This is a genomic window from Amycolatopsis sp. NPDC043889, assembly GCF_056435645.1.
The window spans coordinates 26732-46698 of the sequence record NZ_JBWKEC010000025.1 but is presented as its reverse complement, the minus strand read 5'-3'; the positions used below and the strand labels follow the sequence as shown (position 1 = coordinate 46698).

The following is a 19967-nucleotide window of genomic DNA, read 5'->3' as shown; positions in this document are numbered from 1 at the left end:
GTTCACCTTCCGGTCCGGCTCGGGCGCTTGCGGAGCTTCGCGGTGCGGGCGCGGCGGCGCTCACCGCGGGCGGAGACGTCTTCGGTGGGCTCGGCGGCCACCTGCGGCGCGCCGGGTTCGCCGAGGAGCGTGACGAACTCGGCGATGGTCGGTTTCTCGAACAGGCTCGCCGGGGCCAGTTCGACGCCGAACTCCTTGGCGACGCGGCCGATCAGCACCAGGCCGATCAGCGAAGTACCACCGAGGTCGAAGAAGGGGTCGTGCACGCCGACCTGTTCCAGGCCGAGGCAGTCGCACCAGGCGGCGGCGACCCGCTCTTCGGCCGGGGTGCGCGGGGCGACGTACGCGGTGCGCAGATCGGGCCGCGGATACCGCTCGCCGGTGGGGATCGCGGCGTCGGCGCCGACCAGCGCGTCGACCGAACCCATACGGGCGAGCGCCGCCAGCACGTCGGCCAGCGGGAGCGGCAGCACGGTCACCAGCGGCTCGCCGGAGACGATGATCCGCGAGAGCAGTTCGGTGCCTTCTTCGGCGCCGATGCCGAACTCCTCGCGGAACTTGCGGGAGCCCTCCTGCGCTTCGGCGGAACCCGAGAGCCCGGACGCCGTCCAGGCGTCCAGCTGCCAGGGCCCCCACGCGACCGACACGACCTGCTTGGCCGGACCACGTCCTCCTGCCGAGGCCGAGGCGACCCCGTCGAGGAAGGCGTTGGCGGCGGAGTAGTCGATCTCCCCGACGCCGACGGTGAGCGTCACCGTCGAGGAGTACAGGACCAGCAGGTCGACCGGTTCGACGCGCAGCGCCTCGGTCAGGGCGAGGGTGCCGTCGACCTTCGGCGCCAGCACCGCGGCCGCCTGCTCACGCGTCTTGTTCTGCAGCAGGCCACCACCGGCGATCCCGGCCGCGTGCACCACACCGTCGAGGTACCCGAAGTAGCCGCGGACCTCCGCCAGCAACGCCGCGGCCTCGCCGGGGGCGCTGACGTCGGCGCGCAGGGTCAGGACGTCGGCGCCGAGGGCGCGCAGATCCCGGACCGCCAGCAGCACTTCGCTCGTGCGGTCGTCGACGCCGTGGTCGGAGATCCAGTCGTCCCAGGTCTCCTCCGGCGGCAGGTCGGACCGGCCGGCCAGCGCGAGGTTCACGCCCAGCGGCGCGAGCCGCCGCGCCAGCGCGAGGCCGAGGACACCGAGCCCGCCGGTGATCAGGTAGGTCCCACCGGGCTTCCAGGCCAGCGAGTCGTCGACCTCGGGCAGCTCGACGACGTCGAAGCCGCGCAGCCAGCGGCGCCCGCCGCGCCAGGCGGCGACCGCGACTCCGTCGACAGTGTCCACAGTGGACGCAGCCAGGAGGTCGAGCTCGTGGAGGGCCTGGGCGACCTTGCCCCCGGCGCGGTCGAAGTCCGCGTACTGCGCGTGGACCAGCGGGTACTCGGCGGCGATCGCGTCGGCCGTGGCGGCGATGGTCGGGGCGAAGGCGTCGGTGGCGTCGCCGCCGAGGACGTCGAACCCGTTGCGGCCCAGGGCGAGCAGGTCGACGCGGCGGCCCGCACATTCGGCACCGATCGCCTTGCCGAGCTCCAGGAGACTGTAGAAGCCGGACTCGAGATCGCTCGTGGTGAGGCCGTAGGCGTGCACGATCCGCAGCGGGCCGTCCCCGGCGAGCACCTGGCGGTCCATCTCGGAGGCGACCGTGACGCGGTGCCCGGCGGCTTCCGCGGCGGCCGCGAAGTCGTCGGCGAAGGCACCCGGCTCGGCGAACAGGACCAGGTCCCCCGGCGTCGCGGGGACTCGGCGAGTGGTGTCCCGGTGCCACGTCGGAGTGTGCGCGGCCAGACCGGCGCGAACGGGCGTCTCCGGCTCGGCGGCGGACATCTGGTTGAGCGACCAACCCGAGCCGCGCGAGGCGACCTCCGGCCAGTAGCGGGTGCGCTGGAAGCGGTAGCCGGGCAGCGAAACGAACCGGCGGTCCGGTCCCGCACCGTCCGCCCAGCCGATCTCGACGCCGTGCTCCCACAGCGCGCCGAGCGCGGTCAGCCAGGCACGCCGTCCGGCACCGGCCACCGGCTCCGGCAGCAGCGAGACCACCGGCGTCTGCGGCAGATAGCGTCCGGCCGCCTCGGCGCCGTCGTCGCCGAGACCCGCCTCGACGAGGACTCCGGCGTATTTCGCCAGTGCCAGCAGGCCGTCTTCGAAGCGGTCGTCCGCGATCCGCCAGTGGGCCGGGTCCGCGGCCTCGGCGGCGGTGAGCACCGTGCCGGTGCGGGGCGAGATCACCGGCGCCGTGGGCGTTCCCACTCGTGGGACCGGCCCGCCGAGCGCGAGTTCGAGGCCTTCGGCGAGCCCGAACAACCCGCCCGCGACGGCGGCGACGCATTCGCCGGTCCCGCGTCCGAGCACCACGGCCGGTTCGAGGCCCCATGCGGTCAGCAGCCGGCAGAAGGCGTACTCGACGGCGAAGACCACGGCTCGTTCGTCGGCCTCGGCCGTGCCGTAGAGCGCGCCGAGGAGGTCGGCCCGGCCGTCCAGCAGGGCGGCGCATTCGTCGATCGCGGCGCGGAACGCGAGTTCCGTGCGGTACAGCTCGTCGGTCGTGCCCTGCCAGGCGCGGCGGGTGCCGGGCAGCAGGAGACCGAAGCGCCGCTTGTCGGTGACGGCCGTGCCGCCGGTGACCGCGCGCAGTGCCGTGACGGCGTCGGCGTGGTCGCGCACCAGCACCGCCTTGCGGACCGGCAGTGCGCTACGCCCGGCCTGAGTCGTGAAGGCGACGTCGGCGAGTTCGAGGTCTTCGGTCAGGTGGTCGGCCAGAGCCTCGGCGTTCGCGCACAGCCCGGCTTCGCTCTGCCCGGACACCGTGAGCAGTTGCCATTCCGGGCCCGGCGCGGGCATCGGAGCGGGCGCCGCCTGATCGAGGACGAAGTGGACATTGGAGCCGGACCAGCCGAACGAGCTGACGCCCGCGCGCAGCACCCCGTCGGCGTTGGCCGGGAAGGGACGCGCCTCGGGAACCGGGCGGACCGTGCCGTCCACGGTGACCACCGAGTTCGGCGTGCTCAGGTGCAGGTTGCCCGGCAGGGTGCCGTGTTCCAGCGACAGCACGGTCTTGATCAGCCCGGCCATCCCCGCCGCGGCGAGCGTGTGGCCGACGTTCGTCTTGACGGCGCCGACGTAGAGCGGTTCGGGCGCGTTCCGCTCGCCGAAGATCTCACCGAGGGCGGTGAACTCGATCGCGTCGCCGAGTTGTGTGCCGGAGCCGTGTGCCTCGACGTAGCCGACCTCGTCGGGGGTGACCCCGGCGTCGGCGAGCGCCGCGCGGATGACCGCGTTCTGCGCCGCGCGGTTGGGCGCGGTGAGCCCGTTGCTGCGGCCGTCCTGGTTGGTCGCGGTGCCGCGGATGACCGCGCGGGTCCGCCTGCCCGGGCCGACCTCGCCCGCCCGGCGGAGCACCACGACGCCGCCGCCCTCACCGATGACGTAGCCGTCGGCGCTCTCGTCGAAGGTCTTGGTGCGGCCGTCGGCGGCCAGCATGCTCATCTTGCAGGACTGGATGAACACGTCCGGGTTGATCATCGCCGAGGCCGCGCCGACGATCGCGATGTCGCATTCGCCGCGGCGGAGGCTCTGCACGGCCAGGTGCGCCGCGCTCAGCGCCGACGAGCAGGCGGTGTCGACGGTCAGACAAGGCCCGCGAAGGTCGAGCAGATGCGCGATGCGGCCGGCGGCGGCGGAAAGCGAGCTGCCGAGCCCGAAGTAGGGGTCGTCGGCCGCGTCCATGCCGTCGGCTTCGAGCTGCCGCATGCTGTACTGCATGGTGTCGATCAGCCCGGCGAACACGCCGGTGCGGCTGCCGCGCAGTTCGTCGGCGGTGAGCCCGGCGTCTTCGATGCCTTCCCACACCAGTTCCATGAGCAGGCGGAAGGTCGGGTCGAGCCGCCGCGCTTCCTGCGGTGAGAGGCCGAAGAACGCCGCGTCCCAGCCCGCGATGTCGTCGACGAACGCACCCTGCTGCGTGTACGCCTTGCCCGGCGCGGTGCGGTCGGGGTCGTAGTAGTCGGCGGCATTCCAGCGATCCGGCGGCACCTCGCGGACCAGATCCTTGCCCTGGACGAGGTTCTCCCAGAACTTCTCCGGGGTGTCGCTGCCACCGGCGAAGCGGCAGGACAGACCGACGACGGCGACGTCCTGGCCCGCGGCGGCCGGCCCGGTGACCACGGTCCGCGACTCCTGGGCCACGGGGGTGAGCGCGGCCAGCAGATGCGCGGCGAGCGCGGCCGGGGTGGCGTGGTCGAACACCATCGTCGGCGGGAGCGCCAGCCCGGTCTCGGAGTTGATCCGGCCGCGCAACTCGATGGCGGTAAGCGAATCGATGCCCAGTTTCGTGAACTGCTGCCCGGCCGGGACACCGTCGGTGTGCCCGAGGACGGCGGCCGTGTGGGTCAGGACCAGTTCGGTGAGCACGCGTTCGCGTTCGGCCTCGGGCAGTCCGGCGAGCCGGGCTCGCCACGCGTCGGCGGCTTCGGCGCCTTCCTCGGCGCGCGCGGCTTCGGCCTCGGCGATGGCGACGACCTCGGGCAGGTCGGCCAGCAGCGGGCTCGGCCGCAGCGCGGCGAACGGCGGGGCGAACTTCTCCCAGGTCAGTTCGGCGACGGTCAGCGCGGTCTCGTCCCGGTCCAGTGCCTGCCCGAGCGCGACCAGGCCGGTCTCCGGGGCCATGGCCGGGACGCCGAGACCACTGAGCAGTTCGTCGAGGTCCGCGCCGACACCCATGCCGACCTCGCCCCAGCGGCCCCACGCGATCGACGTCGCGGGGAGCCCGTGCGCCCGGCGGCGCTGCGCGACCGCTTCGAGATGCGCGTTCGCCGCCCCGTAGGCACTTTGGACCGCGTTGCCGATGGAGGCGGCGATCGAGGAGAACAGGACGAAGGCGTCTAGGTCGAGTCCCTCGGTCAGCTCTTCGAGGTTGCGTGTTCCGGCGACCTTCGGGCGGAGGACGTCGGCGTAGCGCGTGCGGTCCATCGACTCGATGAGGCCGAGTTCGAGCACGCCGGCGAGGTGGAAGACCGCGCGGAGATCGTCGCGGATCGGCTCGACGACGGCTGCGAGGGCGTCGCGGTCGGCGACGTCACACGCGGCGATGGTGACGCGATCCCCGGCCAGTTCCGCCGCGCCGGGAGCGTCTTCTCCCTGGCGGGAAACGAGAACGACGTGTTCGGCGCCGTGGTCGACCAGCCAGCGGGCGACGATGCCGCCGAGTCCGCCGGTTCCGCCCGTGACGAGCACGGTGCCGCGCGGCTGCCAGGACCGCTGGGGCTCGGCGGGCTCGGCGTGAGCGAGCCGCCTGCCGAAGGCGCCAGCGGCCCGGACGGCGACCTGGTCCTCGCCGCGAGGGCCGGTGAGGACGCCGCGCAGCAAGGCGACGGTCCGCTCCCCCGCCTCGGCCGGGACGTCGACGAGGCCGCCCCACGCCTGCGGGTTCTCCAGCGCGGCCGCGCGGCCGAAGCCCCACAGCTGGGCCTGGGCGGGCGAATCCGGCGCGTCGTGGGCGCCGGTCGAGACCGCGCCCCGGGTGAGCGTCCACAGTGGACCTTGCGGGTCGCGGGCGGTCAGCTCCCGCACCAGGGTCATCGTGGCCTCGGCGCCGAACGACAGCCCGTCTGTCTCGGTCTCGTCGAGGGCCAGCAGGGACAGGATGCCGTCGAAGGTCTCGTCCGGCAGGTCCACGCGATCGGGCTGCTCGACGACGAGCCGCCGCACCTCGGCATCGGACAGGGCTTCGGCGGCGGTCTCGATCCACGGATGTTCCTGGGCGGAGGTGACGAGCAGCCAGCGGCCGGTGGCCGTGGCCGTGGTCGTCGCGGGGGTGAAGGGCTGCCAGCGAACGTGGTAGGCCAGCGAAGCCGCTTCGGCCGACAGCGACCGGGCGCGGCGGTAACGCGACAACGCGGGCAGGACCGTGCCGAGCGGCGCCTCGATGTCGGACAGCTTCAGCTCGGCGGCGAACTCGCCGACGTCGCCCGATTCGACGACCGACCAGAACCGGCCGTCCTCAGCGGCGGTGAGCAGCGTGCCCGGGTTCTCCAGCCAGAAACGCTTGCGCTGGAACGGATAGGTCGGCAGGGTGACGACCCGCGCGCCACTGCCGCCGAGGTAGGCGGCCCAGTCGACACGGGCGCCGTTGGCGTGGATCAGGCCCAGCGCGGTGACGAGCGTGGCGGCCTGGTCGCGGTCCTTGCGCTGGGCCGTGGCGAACACAACGCCTTCAGGGCGGACCGACCGGCCCATCGGGGTGAGCGCGGCGTCCGGGCCGAGTTCGAGAAAGGTCGTGACGCCTTCGCCGTGCAGGGTTTCCACCGCGTCGGCGAATCGGACGGTCCCGCGGACGTGCTCGGCCCAGTACGCCGGGTCCGTGAGCCGGTCGGCGAGGTCGCCGGTCAGTGTCGAGACGACCGGGATCGTGGGTTCGCGGAAGGTCAGGGTCCGTGCGACGGCGGCGAAGTCGGCGAGCATCGGCTCCATCAGCGCCGAGTGGAAGGCGTGGGACACCGAAAGCCGCGTCGTGCGGCGGCCGGGGAAGCGTTCCGCGACGGCGGTGGTCGCCGCCTCGGCGCCGGACAGGACGACCGCGCGCGGGCCGTTGACCGCCGCGAGGGCGACGTCGGCCGACAGGTACGGTCGGACCTCGTCCTCGGTCGCCTCCAGCGCGATCATCGCGCCGCCCTCGGGCAATGCCTGCATCAACCGGCCGCGAGCAGCGACCAGGCGAGCCGCGTCCTCCAGCGAGAACACGCCGGCGACATGGGCGGCCGCGATCTCCCCGACCGAGTGCCCGGCGAGGAAGTCGGGCGTGACACCCCAGGACGCGACGAGCCGGAAGAGGGCGACCTCGAACGCGAACAGGGCGGGCTGGGCGAATTCGGTGCGGTCCAGGCGCGCCGCGTCGGTGCCGAAAACGACGTCACGGACTCCGGGCAGGTGTGCGCAGGCCTCGTCGAAGGCCTCGGCGAACACCGGGAAACACTCGTGGAGACGGCGGCCCATGCCGAGCCGCTGTGAACCCTGGCCGGTGAACAGCACGGCCAGCCGTCCCGCGGTGTCGCTGCCGGTGACCGTGCCCGCTTCGCCGCCCGCGAGGGCGCGGAGACCGGCAGCCAGCTCGGCGCGGTCGGCACCGGTGACGACGGCGCGGTGCTCCATGGTGGCGCGGGTGGTGGCCAGCGAGAACGCGACGTCGACCGGTTCGGCGCCGGATTCGTCCACAGTGGACAACAGGGCGGCGGCCTGCGCACGGACGGCGGCGGGCGAGGCGCCGGACAGCACGTACGGAACCACCGGCGGCGCCACGATCTCGCGCTCCTCGGCGGCGTCTTCGGCCGGCTGCTCCAGGATGACGTGCGCGTTGGTGCCGCTGATGCCGAACGACGACACGCCCGCGCGGCGCGGCCGGTCCGTCGCGGTCCACGGCCGGGCCGTGTCGAGCAGTTCCACGGCACCGGCGGACCAGTCGACGTGCGGGGACGGCGCGTCGACGTGCAGGGTGGCGGGCAGCTTGGCGTGGCGCATCGCCTCGACCAGTTTGACGATGCCGGCGAGACCGGCGGCGGCCTGGGTGTGGCCGATGTTGGACTTCACCGAGCCCAGCCACAGCGGGGTTTCGCGGTCCTTGCCGTAGGTGGCCAGCAGCGCCTGTGCCTCGATCGGGTCACCCAGCGCGGTCCCGGTGCCGTGTGCCTCCACGACGTCCACAGTGGACGCTTCGATTCCGGCGTTCGCGAGCGCGGCGCGGATCACGCGTTGCTGCGACGGCCCGTTCGGAGCGGTCAGGCCGCTGGAGGCGCCGTCGGAGTTGACCGCGCTGCCGCGGACGAGCGCGAGGACCGGATGGCCGTTGCGGCGCGCGTCGGACAGCCGCTCCAGCACCAGCATCCCGGCGCCCTCGGCCCAGTTGGTGCCGTCGGCGGCGGCCGCGAACGGCTTGCAGCGGCCGTCCGGTGCGAGCCCCCGCTGCCGCGAGAACTCGACGAACGCACCCGGCGTCGCCATCACCGTGACACCGCCGGCCAGCGCCAGCGTGCACTCCCCCGACCGCAGCGCGCGGGCCGCGAGGTGGACCGCGACCAGCGACGACGAGCATGCCGTGTCGATCGACACCGACGGCCCTTCGAGGCCGAGCGCGTAGGAGACGCGGCCCGACACGACGCTGCCGGAAGTGCCGATGCCGAGGTAGCCCTCGTGCTCTTCGGGTAACGCGGTCAGCCGTGACGCGTAGTCGGTGAACCCGACCCCGGCGAACACCCCGGTGGCGCTGCCCTTGAGCGAAAGCGGGTCGATCCCGGCCCGCTCGACGGCTTCCCACGCCGTCTCCAGCAGCAGACGCTGCTGCGGGTCGGTCGCCTCGGCCTCCCGCGGCGAGATGCCGAACAGCTCGTTGTCGAATTCCGCGGCGTCGTGCAGGAATCCGCCCTCACGGACGTAACTGGTGCCTGGCATGGACGGGTCGGGATCGTGGATCGCGTCGGTGTCCCAACCGCGGTCGGCCGGGAACGGCGAGATCGCGTCACCACCGCCGTCGACCAGCTCCCACAACTGTTCCGGGGTGCGGACACCGCCGGGGAACCGGCAGCTCATCGCGACGATCGCGATGGGCTCGGTCTCCTTCTCCCGCGCGTCCGCCAGCTCGCGGCGGCTCTCCCGCAGGTCGGCCGCCATCCGCTTGAGGTAGTCGACGTACTGCTCTTCCGAAGGCATGTCACGGCTCCTCAATGTCTGTAGTGAACTCGCTATCGCGGCGGCAGGGCGCCTTTCCCTCGCTCGTGCCACGGACGACCGGACAGCGCCCTGCCGACGTCGATCGAGGTCGCGGGTTCACGCGTCTGGTCACCTTTCCGAGTGATGTGTCAGCTCCGCCGGCTGGCTCCTGAATGGATGGTGGGCTCAGCGCGGGCCGAATTCGTCGTCGATCAGCGCGAGGAGGTCGTCCGGTGAAGCGGCGTCGAGGTCTGCGTGGGCGGGCTTCTTCGCCGCCCACGCAGACAGCAGCCGCTTCAGCCGCCCGTCGATCTCCGCGTCGCCGGGGTCGGCGCCGTCGAGCAGGGCTTCGAGCCGGGTGATCTGTTCGGTCACCGCGGCGGCCGCGCCGGTCTCGGGGGCGAGTTCGGTCTGGAGGTACTTCGCCAGCGCGTCCGGCGCCGGGTAGTCGAAGACGACCGTCGTGGGCAGGGTGAGGCCGGTCGCGGCGGCCAGCGCGGTCCGGAACTCGACGGCGGTGAGCGAGTCGAACCCGAGGTCGAGGAAGCCGCGGCCGGGGGCGATCGCGGCCGCCCCGGCGTGCCCGAGCACGGCCGCGGCCTGCCCGCGCACCAGGTCGAGCAACGCGCGTTCCTGCTCCGCTTCGGCCAGCCCGGCGAGCTTGACCCGCAGGGCGCCGGCGTCGGCAGCCGCGGCGGTACGCCGGACCGCGGGCACCAGATCGCGCAGGACCGGCGGAAGCTGCCCGGCCGCGGCGGCGTCGGCGAGACCGGCCTTGTCGAGCTTCACCGGGACCGAGGCGACCACGTCCGCGGCCAGTGCGGCGTCGAACAACGCCAGCCCTTCCTCTGTGCCCAACGCGGGGAAACCGTTGCGGCTCAAGCGTTGCCCGGCCTGAGTGCCGAGGGCGCCGCCCATGCCGTCCGCCCAGCGGCCCCAGGCCAGCGAGCGGGCGGGCAGGCCGAGCGCCCGGCGGTGCACGGCGAGACCGTCGAGGAAGGCGTTGGCGGCGGCGTAGTTGCCCTGCCCCGCGTTCCCGAAGACCCCGGCGGCCGAGGAGAACAGGACGAACGCCGCGAGTTCGTGGCCCTTGGTCAGCTCGTGCAGGTGCCAAGCGGCGGCGGCCTTGGGACCGAATACGCCGGCGAGCCGATCCGGGGTGAGCGCGCCGACGAGACCGTCGTCGAGGACGCCCGCCGCGTGCACGACCCCGTTCAGCCGGGGGATCCCGGCCAGGAGGCGTTCGACGGCGGCGCGGTCGGCGACGTCGCACGCTTCGACGCGGACCTCCGCGCCGAGAGCCGTCAACTCGCCGGACAACTCGGTCGCGCCCGGGGCGTCGGGACCGCGGCGGCTGGTGAGCACCAGTTCCGTGACGCCGTGCGCCCGCACCAGGTGCCGCGCGAGCTGGGCACCGAGCCCACCGGTGCCGCCGGTGACGAGCACCGCTCCCCCGGCCAACACCGGAGTCTCGGTGGTGTGAGCATGCACCAGCGAGAGCTTCGGCGCGTACAACTTGCCTTCTCGCACCAACAGTTGGTCTTCGCCGGTGGCAAGCGCCTTGCCGAGGAGCGTGGTGTCACCGTCGCCGTCGACGAGGACGAACCGGCCGGGGTTCTCCGACTGTGCCGCGCGCACCAGACCCCAGACCGCGGCGGCCGCCGGATCCGCACCGTCCTCTTCGGACAATGCGACGGCACCGGCGGTCAGGACGACCAGCCGGGTTCCGGTGTACGCCGGGTCCTGGAGCGCGGCGAGCACGGTCGCCGTGGCCGACCGTGCCGCGTCGGCCACATCACCCGCCGGTTCGGCGAGTTCCAGGACCACCGCGTCGGGCAGCTCGGCGCCGACGTCTTCGCGGCGGACCCAGGACACTTCGCCGTCGCCCGCCGGTACGGGCGACCAGACGATCCGGTGCAGCGACTCGCTCGGTGCGGTCACCACGGCCGGGCGCTCCCCGAAGGTCACCTCGGCGGACAGCACCGGGGCTCCCGCGAGGTCGAACACCGCCAGCTCCCCCGCCGGGCTCAGGTGCGCCCGGACGGTCGTGGCGCCGGTGGCGTGCAGGGTCACGTTCCGCCAGGCGATCGGCCAGCCGTGTCCGGCCAGGACCGGGTCGAGCAGGCTCGGGTGCAGGCCGTACAGCTGCGCGCCGTCGTCCGGCAGGGTCAGCTCGGTCGGCGGTCCGGCCGGGTCCGACGGGGCCGGAGCCGGTGTGGTGACCAGGAATCCGGTTCCGTGCCGCTGCCAGCCTTGCCCGGCGCGGGTGTGGATCGAGACCGGGCGGCGGCCGTCGCTCTCGGTACCGACGGCGACCTGGACCTCGCGGTCCCCGGTCAGCGGTGCCTCGACCGCGAACTCCGCCAGCGTGCCCGCGCCGGCCTCGTCACCGGCGCGGATCGCCAGTTCGACCAGCAGGGTGTCCGAGGCGTCGGCGGGGAGGAAGCCGGTGCACAGGACCGAGCCGTCGTCCGCCGACGTCACGGCGTTCGCCAGCACCGGGTGGCGCAGGCCGCCGGCGATGCGCGCCACGGCGGGTTCGCGCAGCCAGTACCGCTCGTGCTGGAAGGCGTAGGTCGGCAGGTCGACGACCCGCGGTTTCGCGGGGGCGAAGAACGTAGCCCAGTCGACGTCGATCCCCCGGACGTGCAGACTGGCCAGCGCGGTGACCGCCGTCGCCGGCTCGTCCTTGTCGTCGCGCAGGGCGGGGGTCGCCTCGCCGGATCCCGCGGCCAGTGCGGAAAGCACCGCCGCCGGACCGATTTCGAGGTAGGTGGTCACGTTCTCGGCCACGAGCGTGTTCAGCGCGTCGGCGAACCGGACCGGCTCCCGCACATGCCGCACCCAGTACGCGGGGTCGGTCAGCTCGGTGGCGACGGCGCCGGTGACCGCCGAGACGACCGGGATCGACGGCTCGGTATAGATCAGGCTCCGCGCGACTTCCGCGAAGTCGTCGAGCATCGGGTCCATGAGCGGCGAGTGGAACGCGTGGGAGACGTCGAGCCGCTTCACCTTGCGGCCGCGGGCCTCCAGCGCCGACGCGGCCGCCAGCACCGGCCCCTCCGCGCCCGAGAGCACGACGGCGTCCGGGCCGTTGACCGCCGCGACGGCCACGCCGAACTCGGCGACCTCGGCCTCGGTGGCCTGCACGGCGACCATCGCGCCGCCTTCGGGCAGCGCTTCCATCAGCCTGCCTCGCGCTTCGATCAGCTTCGCCGCGTCTTCCAGCGAGAACACGCCCGCGACGTGGGCGGCGGCGATCTCGCCGATCGAGTGCCCGGCGACGAAAGCCGGGCGCACGCCCCACGACTCGAAGAGCCGGTGGAGCGCGACCTCCAGGGCGAAGATCGCGGGCTGGGCGGTCCCGGTCCGGCTCAGATCACCGTCGAGCGGGAGCAACGCCGCGATCTCGTCGTAAGCCTCGGCGAAGGCGGGGAAGGCTTCGTAGAGTCCCTGCCCCATGCCCAGTCGCTGCGAGCCTTGACCGGTGAACAGGAAGGCCAGGCGGCCGGACGCGGGTTCACCGGTGACGACGCCCTGAGCGGATCCGCCCGAAGCCAGCGCCCTCAACCCCGCGCCGGCCTCGCCGACGACGACCGCGCGGTACTGGTGCTGGGTGCGAGTGGTGGCGAGCGAGTAGCCGACATCAACAGTGGCGTCCACTGTGGACAATCGGAAAGCCTGCGCCGCCAATGCCGCCGGAGTACGTCCGGAAAGCACCAACGGCAGAACGGGCAGCGTTCCCGAAGACTCGGGCTCGGGTTCGGCCGGGGCCTGTTCGAGGACGACGTGGGCGTTGGTGCCGCTGATGCCGAACGACGACACCCCGGCGCGACGCGGGCCGCCGGTCTCCGGCCACGGCGTCCGCTCGGTGAGCAGCGCGATGTCCCCGGCCGTCCAATCGACGTGCGGCGTCGGCTCGTCCACGTGCAGGCTCGCCGGGACGATCCCGTGGTTCATCGCCTCGACCATCTTGATGATCCCGGCGACCCCGGCGGCGGCCTGCGTGTGGCCGATGTTGGACTTGACCGAACCGAGCAACAGCGGCCGCTCGCGGTCCTGGCCGTAGGTCGCGAGCAGCGCCTGCGCTTCGATCGGGTCGCCAAGCGGAGTGCCCGTGCCGTGCGCCTCGACGACGTCCACAGTGGACGCCTCGACCCCGGCGTTCGCCAGCGCCGACCGGATCACGCGCTGCTGCGAAGGTCCGTTGGGGGCGGTGAGCCCGTTGGACGCGCCATCCTGGTTGACCGCGGAACCCTTGACGACCGCGAGGACGCGGTGCCCGTTGCGGCGGGCGTCGGAAAGGCGTTCCAGTACCAGGATCCCGACGCCTTCGGCCCAGTTGGTGCCGTCGGCGGCCCCGGCGAACGGCTTGCAGCGGCCGTCGGGCGCCAGCCCGCGCTGCCGCGAGAACTCGACGAACATGTCGGGCGAGGCCATCACGTTGACGCCGCCCGCCAGTGCCAGCGTGCACTCCCCCGACCGCAGCGACTGCGCGGCCAGGTGCACGGCGACCAGCGAAGACGAGCAAGCGGTGTCGACGGAGACGGCCGGGCCTTCCAGACCCAGCGAGTAGGCGACGCGTCCGGAGACGACACTGCTGAAGGAAGCGGTGCCCAGGAAACCCTCGACCTGCTCGGGAATCGCGCTCAGCCGCGAGATGTAGTCGTTGGACAGGGCACCCGCGAAGACACCGGTGCTGGTGCCGCGCAGGGAAGCCGGATCGATGCCCGCCCCCTCCAGCGCCTCCCACGCGGTCTCGAGTACCTGGCGCTGCTGCGGATCCATCGCCAGCGCTTCCCGCGGTGAGATCCCGAAGAACTCGGCGTCGAAATCGCCCGCGTTGTACAGAAAGGCGCCCTCGGACGCGTAGGTGGTGCCGCGGTGATCGGGGTCCGGATGGAACAGCGAGTCCAGCGGCCAGTCGCGGTCGGCCGGGAAGTCCCCGACACCGTCGCGGCCCTCGGCGACCAGCTGCCAGAGCTCGGCGGGTGAGGTGACCTCGCCCGGGTACCGGCAGCCCATGCCGACGATGACGACCGGATCGTCGTGGATACCGGCCCCGGTCGTGGCGGGGGTGACCACGACCCGGGCCGGCGTCTCGTCCCCGACGAGTTCGCCACGCAGGAAGATCTTCAGCGCGTCGGGCGTCGGGTGGTCGAAGACGAGCGTCGCGGGCAGCCGGAGACCGGTGGCGGCGCCGAGACGGTTGCGCAGTTCGACCGCGGTGAGCGAGTCGAAGCCGATTTCGTTGAACGCGCGGGTCGCGGCGATCCCGGCCGCGTCGGCGTGCCCGAGGACCAGCGCGACCTCACGGCGCACCAGGTCCAGCAGGAGTTCGTCCCGGTCCGGCGCGGACAGCCCGGCGAGCTTGCGCCGCAGTTCGCCCGCCTGCTCGGCGGTGGCGGTCTTCGCCTTGGCACGGCCGGAACCGCCGACGAGCGCGCGGATCAGCGGGGAGATCGGGGCGTCGCTGCCGCGGACGGTCGCGCGGTCGAACTTGAGGCCGAGCAGGACGGCGTGGTCGAGGCCGACCGCGCGGTCGAACATCGCCAAGCCCTCTTCGGGATCGATTGGCGGGAAACCGCTGCGGCGCATACGTTCTTCGCCCGCGTCGCCGAGTTCGCCTTTCATCCCGCCGGACCACAGGCCCCACGCGACGGACTGCGCGGCCAGGCCTTCGGCGCGACGGCGGGTGGCGAGGCCGTCGAGGAAGGCGTTGGCGGCGGCGTAGTTGCCCTGGCCGGGGTTGCCGAGCACACCGGCGGCGGAGGAGAACTGGACGAACCAGCGCAGCGGCAGATCCGCGGTCAGCTCGTGCAGATGCCAGGCCGCGTCGGCCTTCGGGGCGAGGACGCGGTCGAGGCGTTCGGGATTCAGCGCGTCGATCGGGGCGTCGTCGAGGACACCGGCCGCGTGGACGACGGCGGTCAGCGGGTGCTCCGCCGGGATCGAAGCGAGCAGCGCGGCGACGGCTTCGCGGTCCGCGCTGTCGCACGCGGCGATGGTGACGGTCGCGCCCAGCGCGGTCAGCTCTTCGGACAGCTCAGCCGCGCCTGGGGCGTCCGGGCCGCGGCGGCTGGTCAGGAGCAGATGCCGGACGCCGTACTCGGCGATCAGATGTTTGGCGAGCAGGGCGCCGAGACCGCCGGTGCCGCCGGTGATCAGGACAGTGCCGCCGGGCTCCGGCCCGCGAGGGATGGTCAGCACGACCTTGCCGATGTGCTTGGCCTGACTGAGCAGCCGGAACGCCTCCGGCGCCCGGCGGACGTCCCAAACGTGACACGGCAACGGCTTCAGCACACCACTCGCGAACAACTCCAGCACTTCGGCCCACATGCGGGAGAACTGCCCGGGGCCGGCTTCGATGAGGTCGTAGGGCCGGTAGTGCACACCGGGGTGCCGCGCGGCGACCTCGCCGGGGTCACGCAGTCCGGCCTTGCCCATCTCCAGGAACCGGCCGCCACGCGGCAGCAGCCGAAGGGAGGCGTCGACGAAGTCACCGGTGAGCGCGTCGAGGACGACGTCGACCCCGCGGCCTTCGCTGGTGGCGAGGAAGTGCTGTTCGAAGTCGAGGGTGCGGGAGTTCGCGATGTGGCCGTCGTCCAGCCCGGCTTCGCGCAGCACGTGCTGCTTAGCCGGGCTGGCGGTGCTGTAGACCTCGGCGCCGAGATGGCGGGCGATCTGGATCGCCGCCATACCGACGCCACCGGCGCCCGCGTGGACCAGGACGGACTCCCCCGCCTTCAGTCCGGCGAGTTCCTTGAGACCGAAGTAGGCGGTGAGGAACACCAGCGGCACGGACGCGGCTTCCTCGTCCGTCCAGTTCTCGGGAATGCGAGCGCACATCGAGCGCTGCGCGGTGGTGATGGAGCCGATGCCGCCGATCGCGACACCCATCACGCGGTCGCCGGGCACCAGATCGTCCACTTCGGACCCGACCTCGGTGACCACACCGGCGATCTCGTTGCCGAGCGGCCCGGGCTCGCCTTCGAACATGCCGAGGACGTTGAGCGCGTCGCGGAAGTTGAGACCCGCGGCGGCGACGGCGACCCGGATATGCCCGGGTTTCAGGGGTTCGAGGGCCTGAGGGCAGGGTTCGAGCCGCAGTTCCTCCAGCGTTCCGCGAGCCGCCATGCCGAGGCGCCAGGCGGGTTCGGCGGGCGGGCTGAGCTCGTCGGCGCCGGGGACCGAGCCGAGCCGAAGCGCGGCGAACACACCGTCGCGCAAGGTCAGCTGGGGTTCGCCGGTCGCCAGCGCGGCGGTGAGTTCGGTTTCGGTCAGATCGCCGGTCTCGGTGTCGACGAGGACGACCCGGCCGGGGAGTTCGCTCTGCGCCGAGCGGCCGAGGCCCCAGACCGCGGCGGCGGCCGGATCGACCCGGCCAGGGCCGATGGCGGCGCAGGTGATGAGGACGAGTTTCGCGTCGGCGAAGCGATCTTCGGCGGAGAACTGCTGCAGGACGGCGAGGACCTCACGGGTGGCGATGCGGGCACCCGCCGGGTCGGTGAACACCGGGAGCACGACCACCGGCGGAACGGCGCCGCCGCCGACCCGCCCGTGATAGGCCCACTCGACCGGCGCCGGTTCGGCGGGGGTGGGCAGTGGCGTCCAGTCGAGGCGGAACAGCGAGTCGAGACCGGGGGCCGCCGAGGTGACGGGGGCGAGTTCGCGCAGAGTCAGGGAGCCGATGGTGACGACCGGTGTTCCCGTTCCGTCGGCGGCGCGCAGGGTGACGGCGCCGGACGGTCCCGGCGTGAGCTTCAGCCGCAGCGCGGACGCGCCGGTGGCGTGCAGGGTGACGTCCTGCCAGTGGAACGGCAGCTTGGCGCCGCCCGGTTCCCCGGCCAGCAGACCGATCGTGTGCAGACCGGCGTCCAGGAGCGCGGGGTGGAGACCGAAGCGCTCGACGTCGGCCTTCGCGGTGTCTTCCGGCAGCGCGGTCTCGGCGAAGATCTCCTCGTCCAGCCGCCAAGCGGCCTTGAGTCCCTGGAAGGCCGGGCCGTATTCCAGTCCGGCGGCGGCGAACACCGGGTAGACGTCGGCGACGTCGATCGAGACGGCGTCACGGGGCGGCCACTCGGCGAGGTCGAAACCGGCGGCCGGAGCCTGCGGCGCCAGGGTTCCCGAACCGTGCAACGTCCAAGCGCCTTCCCCGGCGCGCGAGTACACGGCGACGGCGCGACGGCCGCTTTCGTCCGGCCCGGCCAGGACGACCTGGACGTCCAGCGGACCCGCCAGGACCATCGGCTCGCGCAGGGTGAGTTCTTCCAGGTGCGCGCAGCCGGCTTCGTCCCCGGCTCGTAGCGCGAGCTCGACCAGGGCCGTACCCGGCACGATGACGGTGCCCGCGACCGCGTGATCGGAAAGCCAGGGATGGGTGGACGGCGAGATCCGGCCGGTCAGCACGACCCCGGCGCCGTCGGCGAGCGGAACGGCCGCGCCGAGCAGCGGGTGAGCGGCGTCGGCCAGGCCGAGCCCGCCCGGGTCGCCCGCGCCGCGGCCGCCGCGCAGCCAGTAGTTCTCGCGCTGGAACGGGTACGTGGGCAGATCGACCGTGCGGGCCCCGGTGCCCTCGTAGCACGCGGTCCAGTCGACGCGGGCGCCGCGGACGTGCAGTTCGGCGAGCACGGTCATCGCCGTCTGGGCTTCGGCGCGGTCCTTGCGCAGCACCGGGACGACGAGGGTGCCTTCGGGCGGCAACGTCCGAGCGGCCATCCCCGCCAGCACCGCGTCCGGGCCGATCTCGACGAACCGGGAAACCCCTTCGCCGCGCAGGAATCCGACGCCGTCGGCGAACCGCACCGGCTGCCGGACATGCCGCGGCCAGTAGCCGGGCACGGTGACCTCGCCGGGACCGGCGAGACGGCCGGTCACGTTGGACACCACCGGGATCGACGGCGTCCCGTGCGGGATCTCCGCGGCGATGGCGCCGAATTCGGCGAGCATGCCGTCCATCCGCGCCGAGTGCGACGCGTGAGAGATGTTGAGCCGCTTGATCTTCCGGCCGCGTTCGGCGAATTTCGCGGCGAGGGCCTCGGCGGCGGCTTCCTCCCCGGAGACGACGACCGAGTCGGGGGCGTTGAGCGCGCCGATGGCGAGACCGTCGGTCAGTTCGGCGGCGACCTCCTCCTCGGTGGCCTGGACGCCGATCATCGCGCCGCCCGGCGGCTGGGCCTCCATCAGGCGTCCGCGCGCGGTGATCATCCGCGCGGCACCGGCCAGGTCCCAGACCCCGGCGACATGGGCCGCGGCCAGCTCACCGGCGGAATGGCCGACGACGTAGTCCGGGTGCACGCCCCACGACTCCAGCAGCCGGAAGAGCGCGACCTGCACGGCGAACATCGCGGGCTGCGCGAAGGTCATCCGGTCGAGCAGCTTCTGGTCGTCGCCGAAGACGACGCCTGCCAGCGGGCGGTCGAGGTGCGGGTCGAGGGCGGCGCACGTCTCGTCGAAGGCGGCGCGGTAGGCGGGGAAGGTGTCGTACAGCTCGCGGCCCATGCCGCAACGCTGGGAACCCATGCCGGAGAACAGGAACGCGGTGCGCCCGAGCAGCGGCTCGCCGGTGACGACGCCGGGTGCGGGCTCGCCCTCGGCGAGCGCGGTCAGCCCCGCCGCGAGGTCTTGCCGGGTGCTGCCGACGATCGCGGCGCGCGACTCCAGCGCGGTGCGCGTGGTGGCCAGCGACCAGCCGAGATCGAGCGGATCGAAGGTGTCCACTGTAGACAGAAGTTGTGCGGCGGCGGCTTTCAGCGCGGCGGGGCCGCGCGCCGAAAGGGGCCACGTCTGGACGGCGGGCGGAGTCCGCTCCGGCTCGGCGTCCTCAGCCGAAGGGGCCTGCTCCAGGATGACGTGCGCGTTGGTGCCGCTCATGCCGAAGGACGACACCCCGGCGCGGCGCGGGCGGTCGCCGGTCTCCCATGGCCGGGGTTCGGTGAGCAGTTCGACGGCTCCGGCCGTCCAGTCGACGTGCGGGGAAGGCTCGTCGACGTGGAGGGTGCGGGGCAGCACGCCGTGCCGCATGGCCTCGACCATCTTGATGATCCCGGCGACCCCGGCGGCGGCCTGCGTGTGCCCGATGTTCGACTTGACCGAACCGAGCCACAGTGGGGTTTCCCGCTCACGGCCATAGGTGGCCAGCAGTGCCTGCGCCTCGATCGGGTCGCCGAGGGTGGTGCCGGTGCCGTGCGCCTCCACGGCGTCGACGTCGGCGGCGGTCAGCTTGGCGTTCTTCAGCGCGGCACGGATGACGCGTTGCTGGGCCGGCCCGTTGGGCGCGGTCAGGCCGTTGGACGCGCCGTCCTGGTTGACCGCCGTTCCCCTGAGGACGGCGAGGATCCGATGCCCGTTGCGGCGCGCGTCGGACAGCCGCTCCAGCAGGAGCATGCCCGCGCCCTCGCCCCAGCCGGTGCCGTCCGCGCCGGCGGCGAACGCCTTGCAGCGCCCGTCCGGCGCCATCCCGCGCTGGCGTGAGAACTCGACGAACGTCTCCGGCGTGGCCATCACCGTGACGCCGCCCGCCAGCGCGAGCGAGCACTCCTCCGACCGCAGCGCGTGCGCCGCGAGGTGGACCGCCACCAGCGAAGACGAGCACGCCGTGTCGATCGTGACCGCCGGGCCCTCCAGCCCGAGGGTGTACGACAGCCGGCCCGACAGCACACTGTTGGACGAGCCGGTGCCGAGAAACCCTTCGACCTCTTCGGATTCGCCGTCGAATCCGGAGACGTACTCGGTGCGCATGGCGCCGGCGAACACCCCGGTGGCGCTGCCCTTCAGCGCCGCCGTGTCCAGCCCGGCCCGTTCGAAGGTCTCCCAGGTGACCTCCAGCAGCAACCGCTGCTGCGGGTCCATCGCGAGCGCTTCCCGCGGCGAGATCCCGAAGAAGCCCGCGTCGAATTCCCCGGCGTCGTGCAGGAATCCGCCCTGGTCGCTGTAGCTGGTGCCCCGGTGTTCCGGGTCCGGGTGATAGAGCCCGTCGGTGTCCCAGCCCCGGTTCGCCGGGAATCCCGTCATCCCGTCCCCGCCGCCGTCGACGAGGTCCCACAGTCCTTCCGGCGAGGTGACCCCGCCCGGGAAGCGGCAGGCCATGCCGATCACGGCCAGCGGTTCCGAACCGCTTTCCTCGGCCTCTCGCAGCCGGCGCCGCGTCTCGCGCAGTTCGGCGGTCAGTCGCTTGAGGTAGTCGAGCGTCCGCTCGTCGGTCGTCATGACGGTGGTCCTCCTCGC

General features: G+C 73.0%; 2 protein-coding genes. Both read right to left on the bottom strand.

The window, feature by feature from the left end; translation table 11 throughout:
• Nucleotides 1-2: 2 nt before the first annotated feature.
• On the bottom strand, nt 3-8741 hold the full coding sequence (locus AC0685_RS32615) for a type I polyketide synthase (RefSeq protein WP_478229014.1): 8739 nt from the start codon (nt 8739-8741) through the stop codon (nt 3-5).
• A 186-nt stretch (nt 8742-8927) separates the two neighbouring features.
• Nucleotides 8928-19949 (bottom strand): SDR family NAD(P)-dependent oxidoreductase, encoded by an 11022-nt coding sequence (locus AC0685_RS32610; protein WP_478229013.1) that lies wholly within the window; start codon nt 19947-19949, stop codon nt 8928-8930.
• Nucleotides 19950-19967 lie beyond the last annotated feature (18 nt).

Bases quoted from the DNA above. Each gene is read 5' to 3' on its own strand.
- AC0685_RS32610 (WP_478229013.1), bottom strand. From the start codon at position 19,949: ATGACGACCGACGAGCGGACGCTCGACTACCTCAAGCGACTGACCGCC.
- AC0685_RS32615 (WP_478229014.1), bottom strand. From the start codon at position 8,741: ATGCCTTCGGAAGAGCAGTACGTCGACTACCTCAAGCGGATGGCGGCC.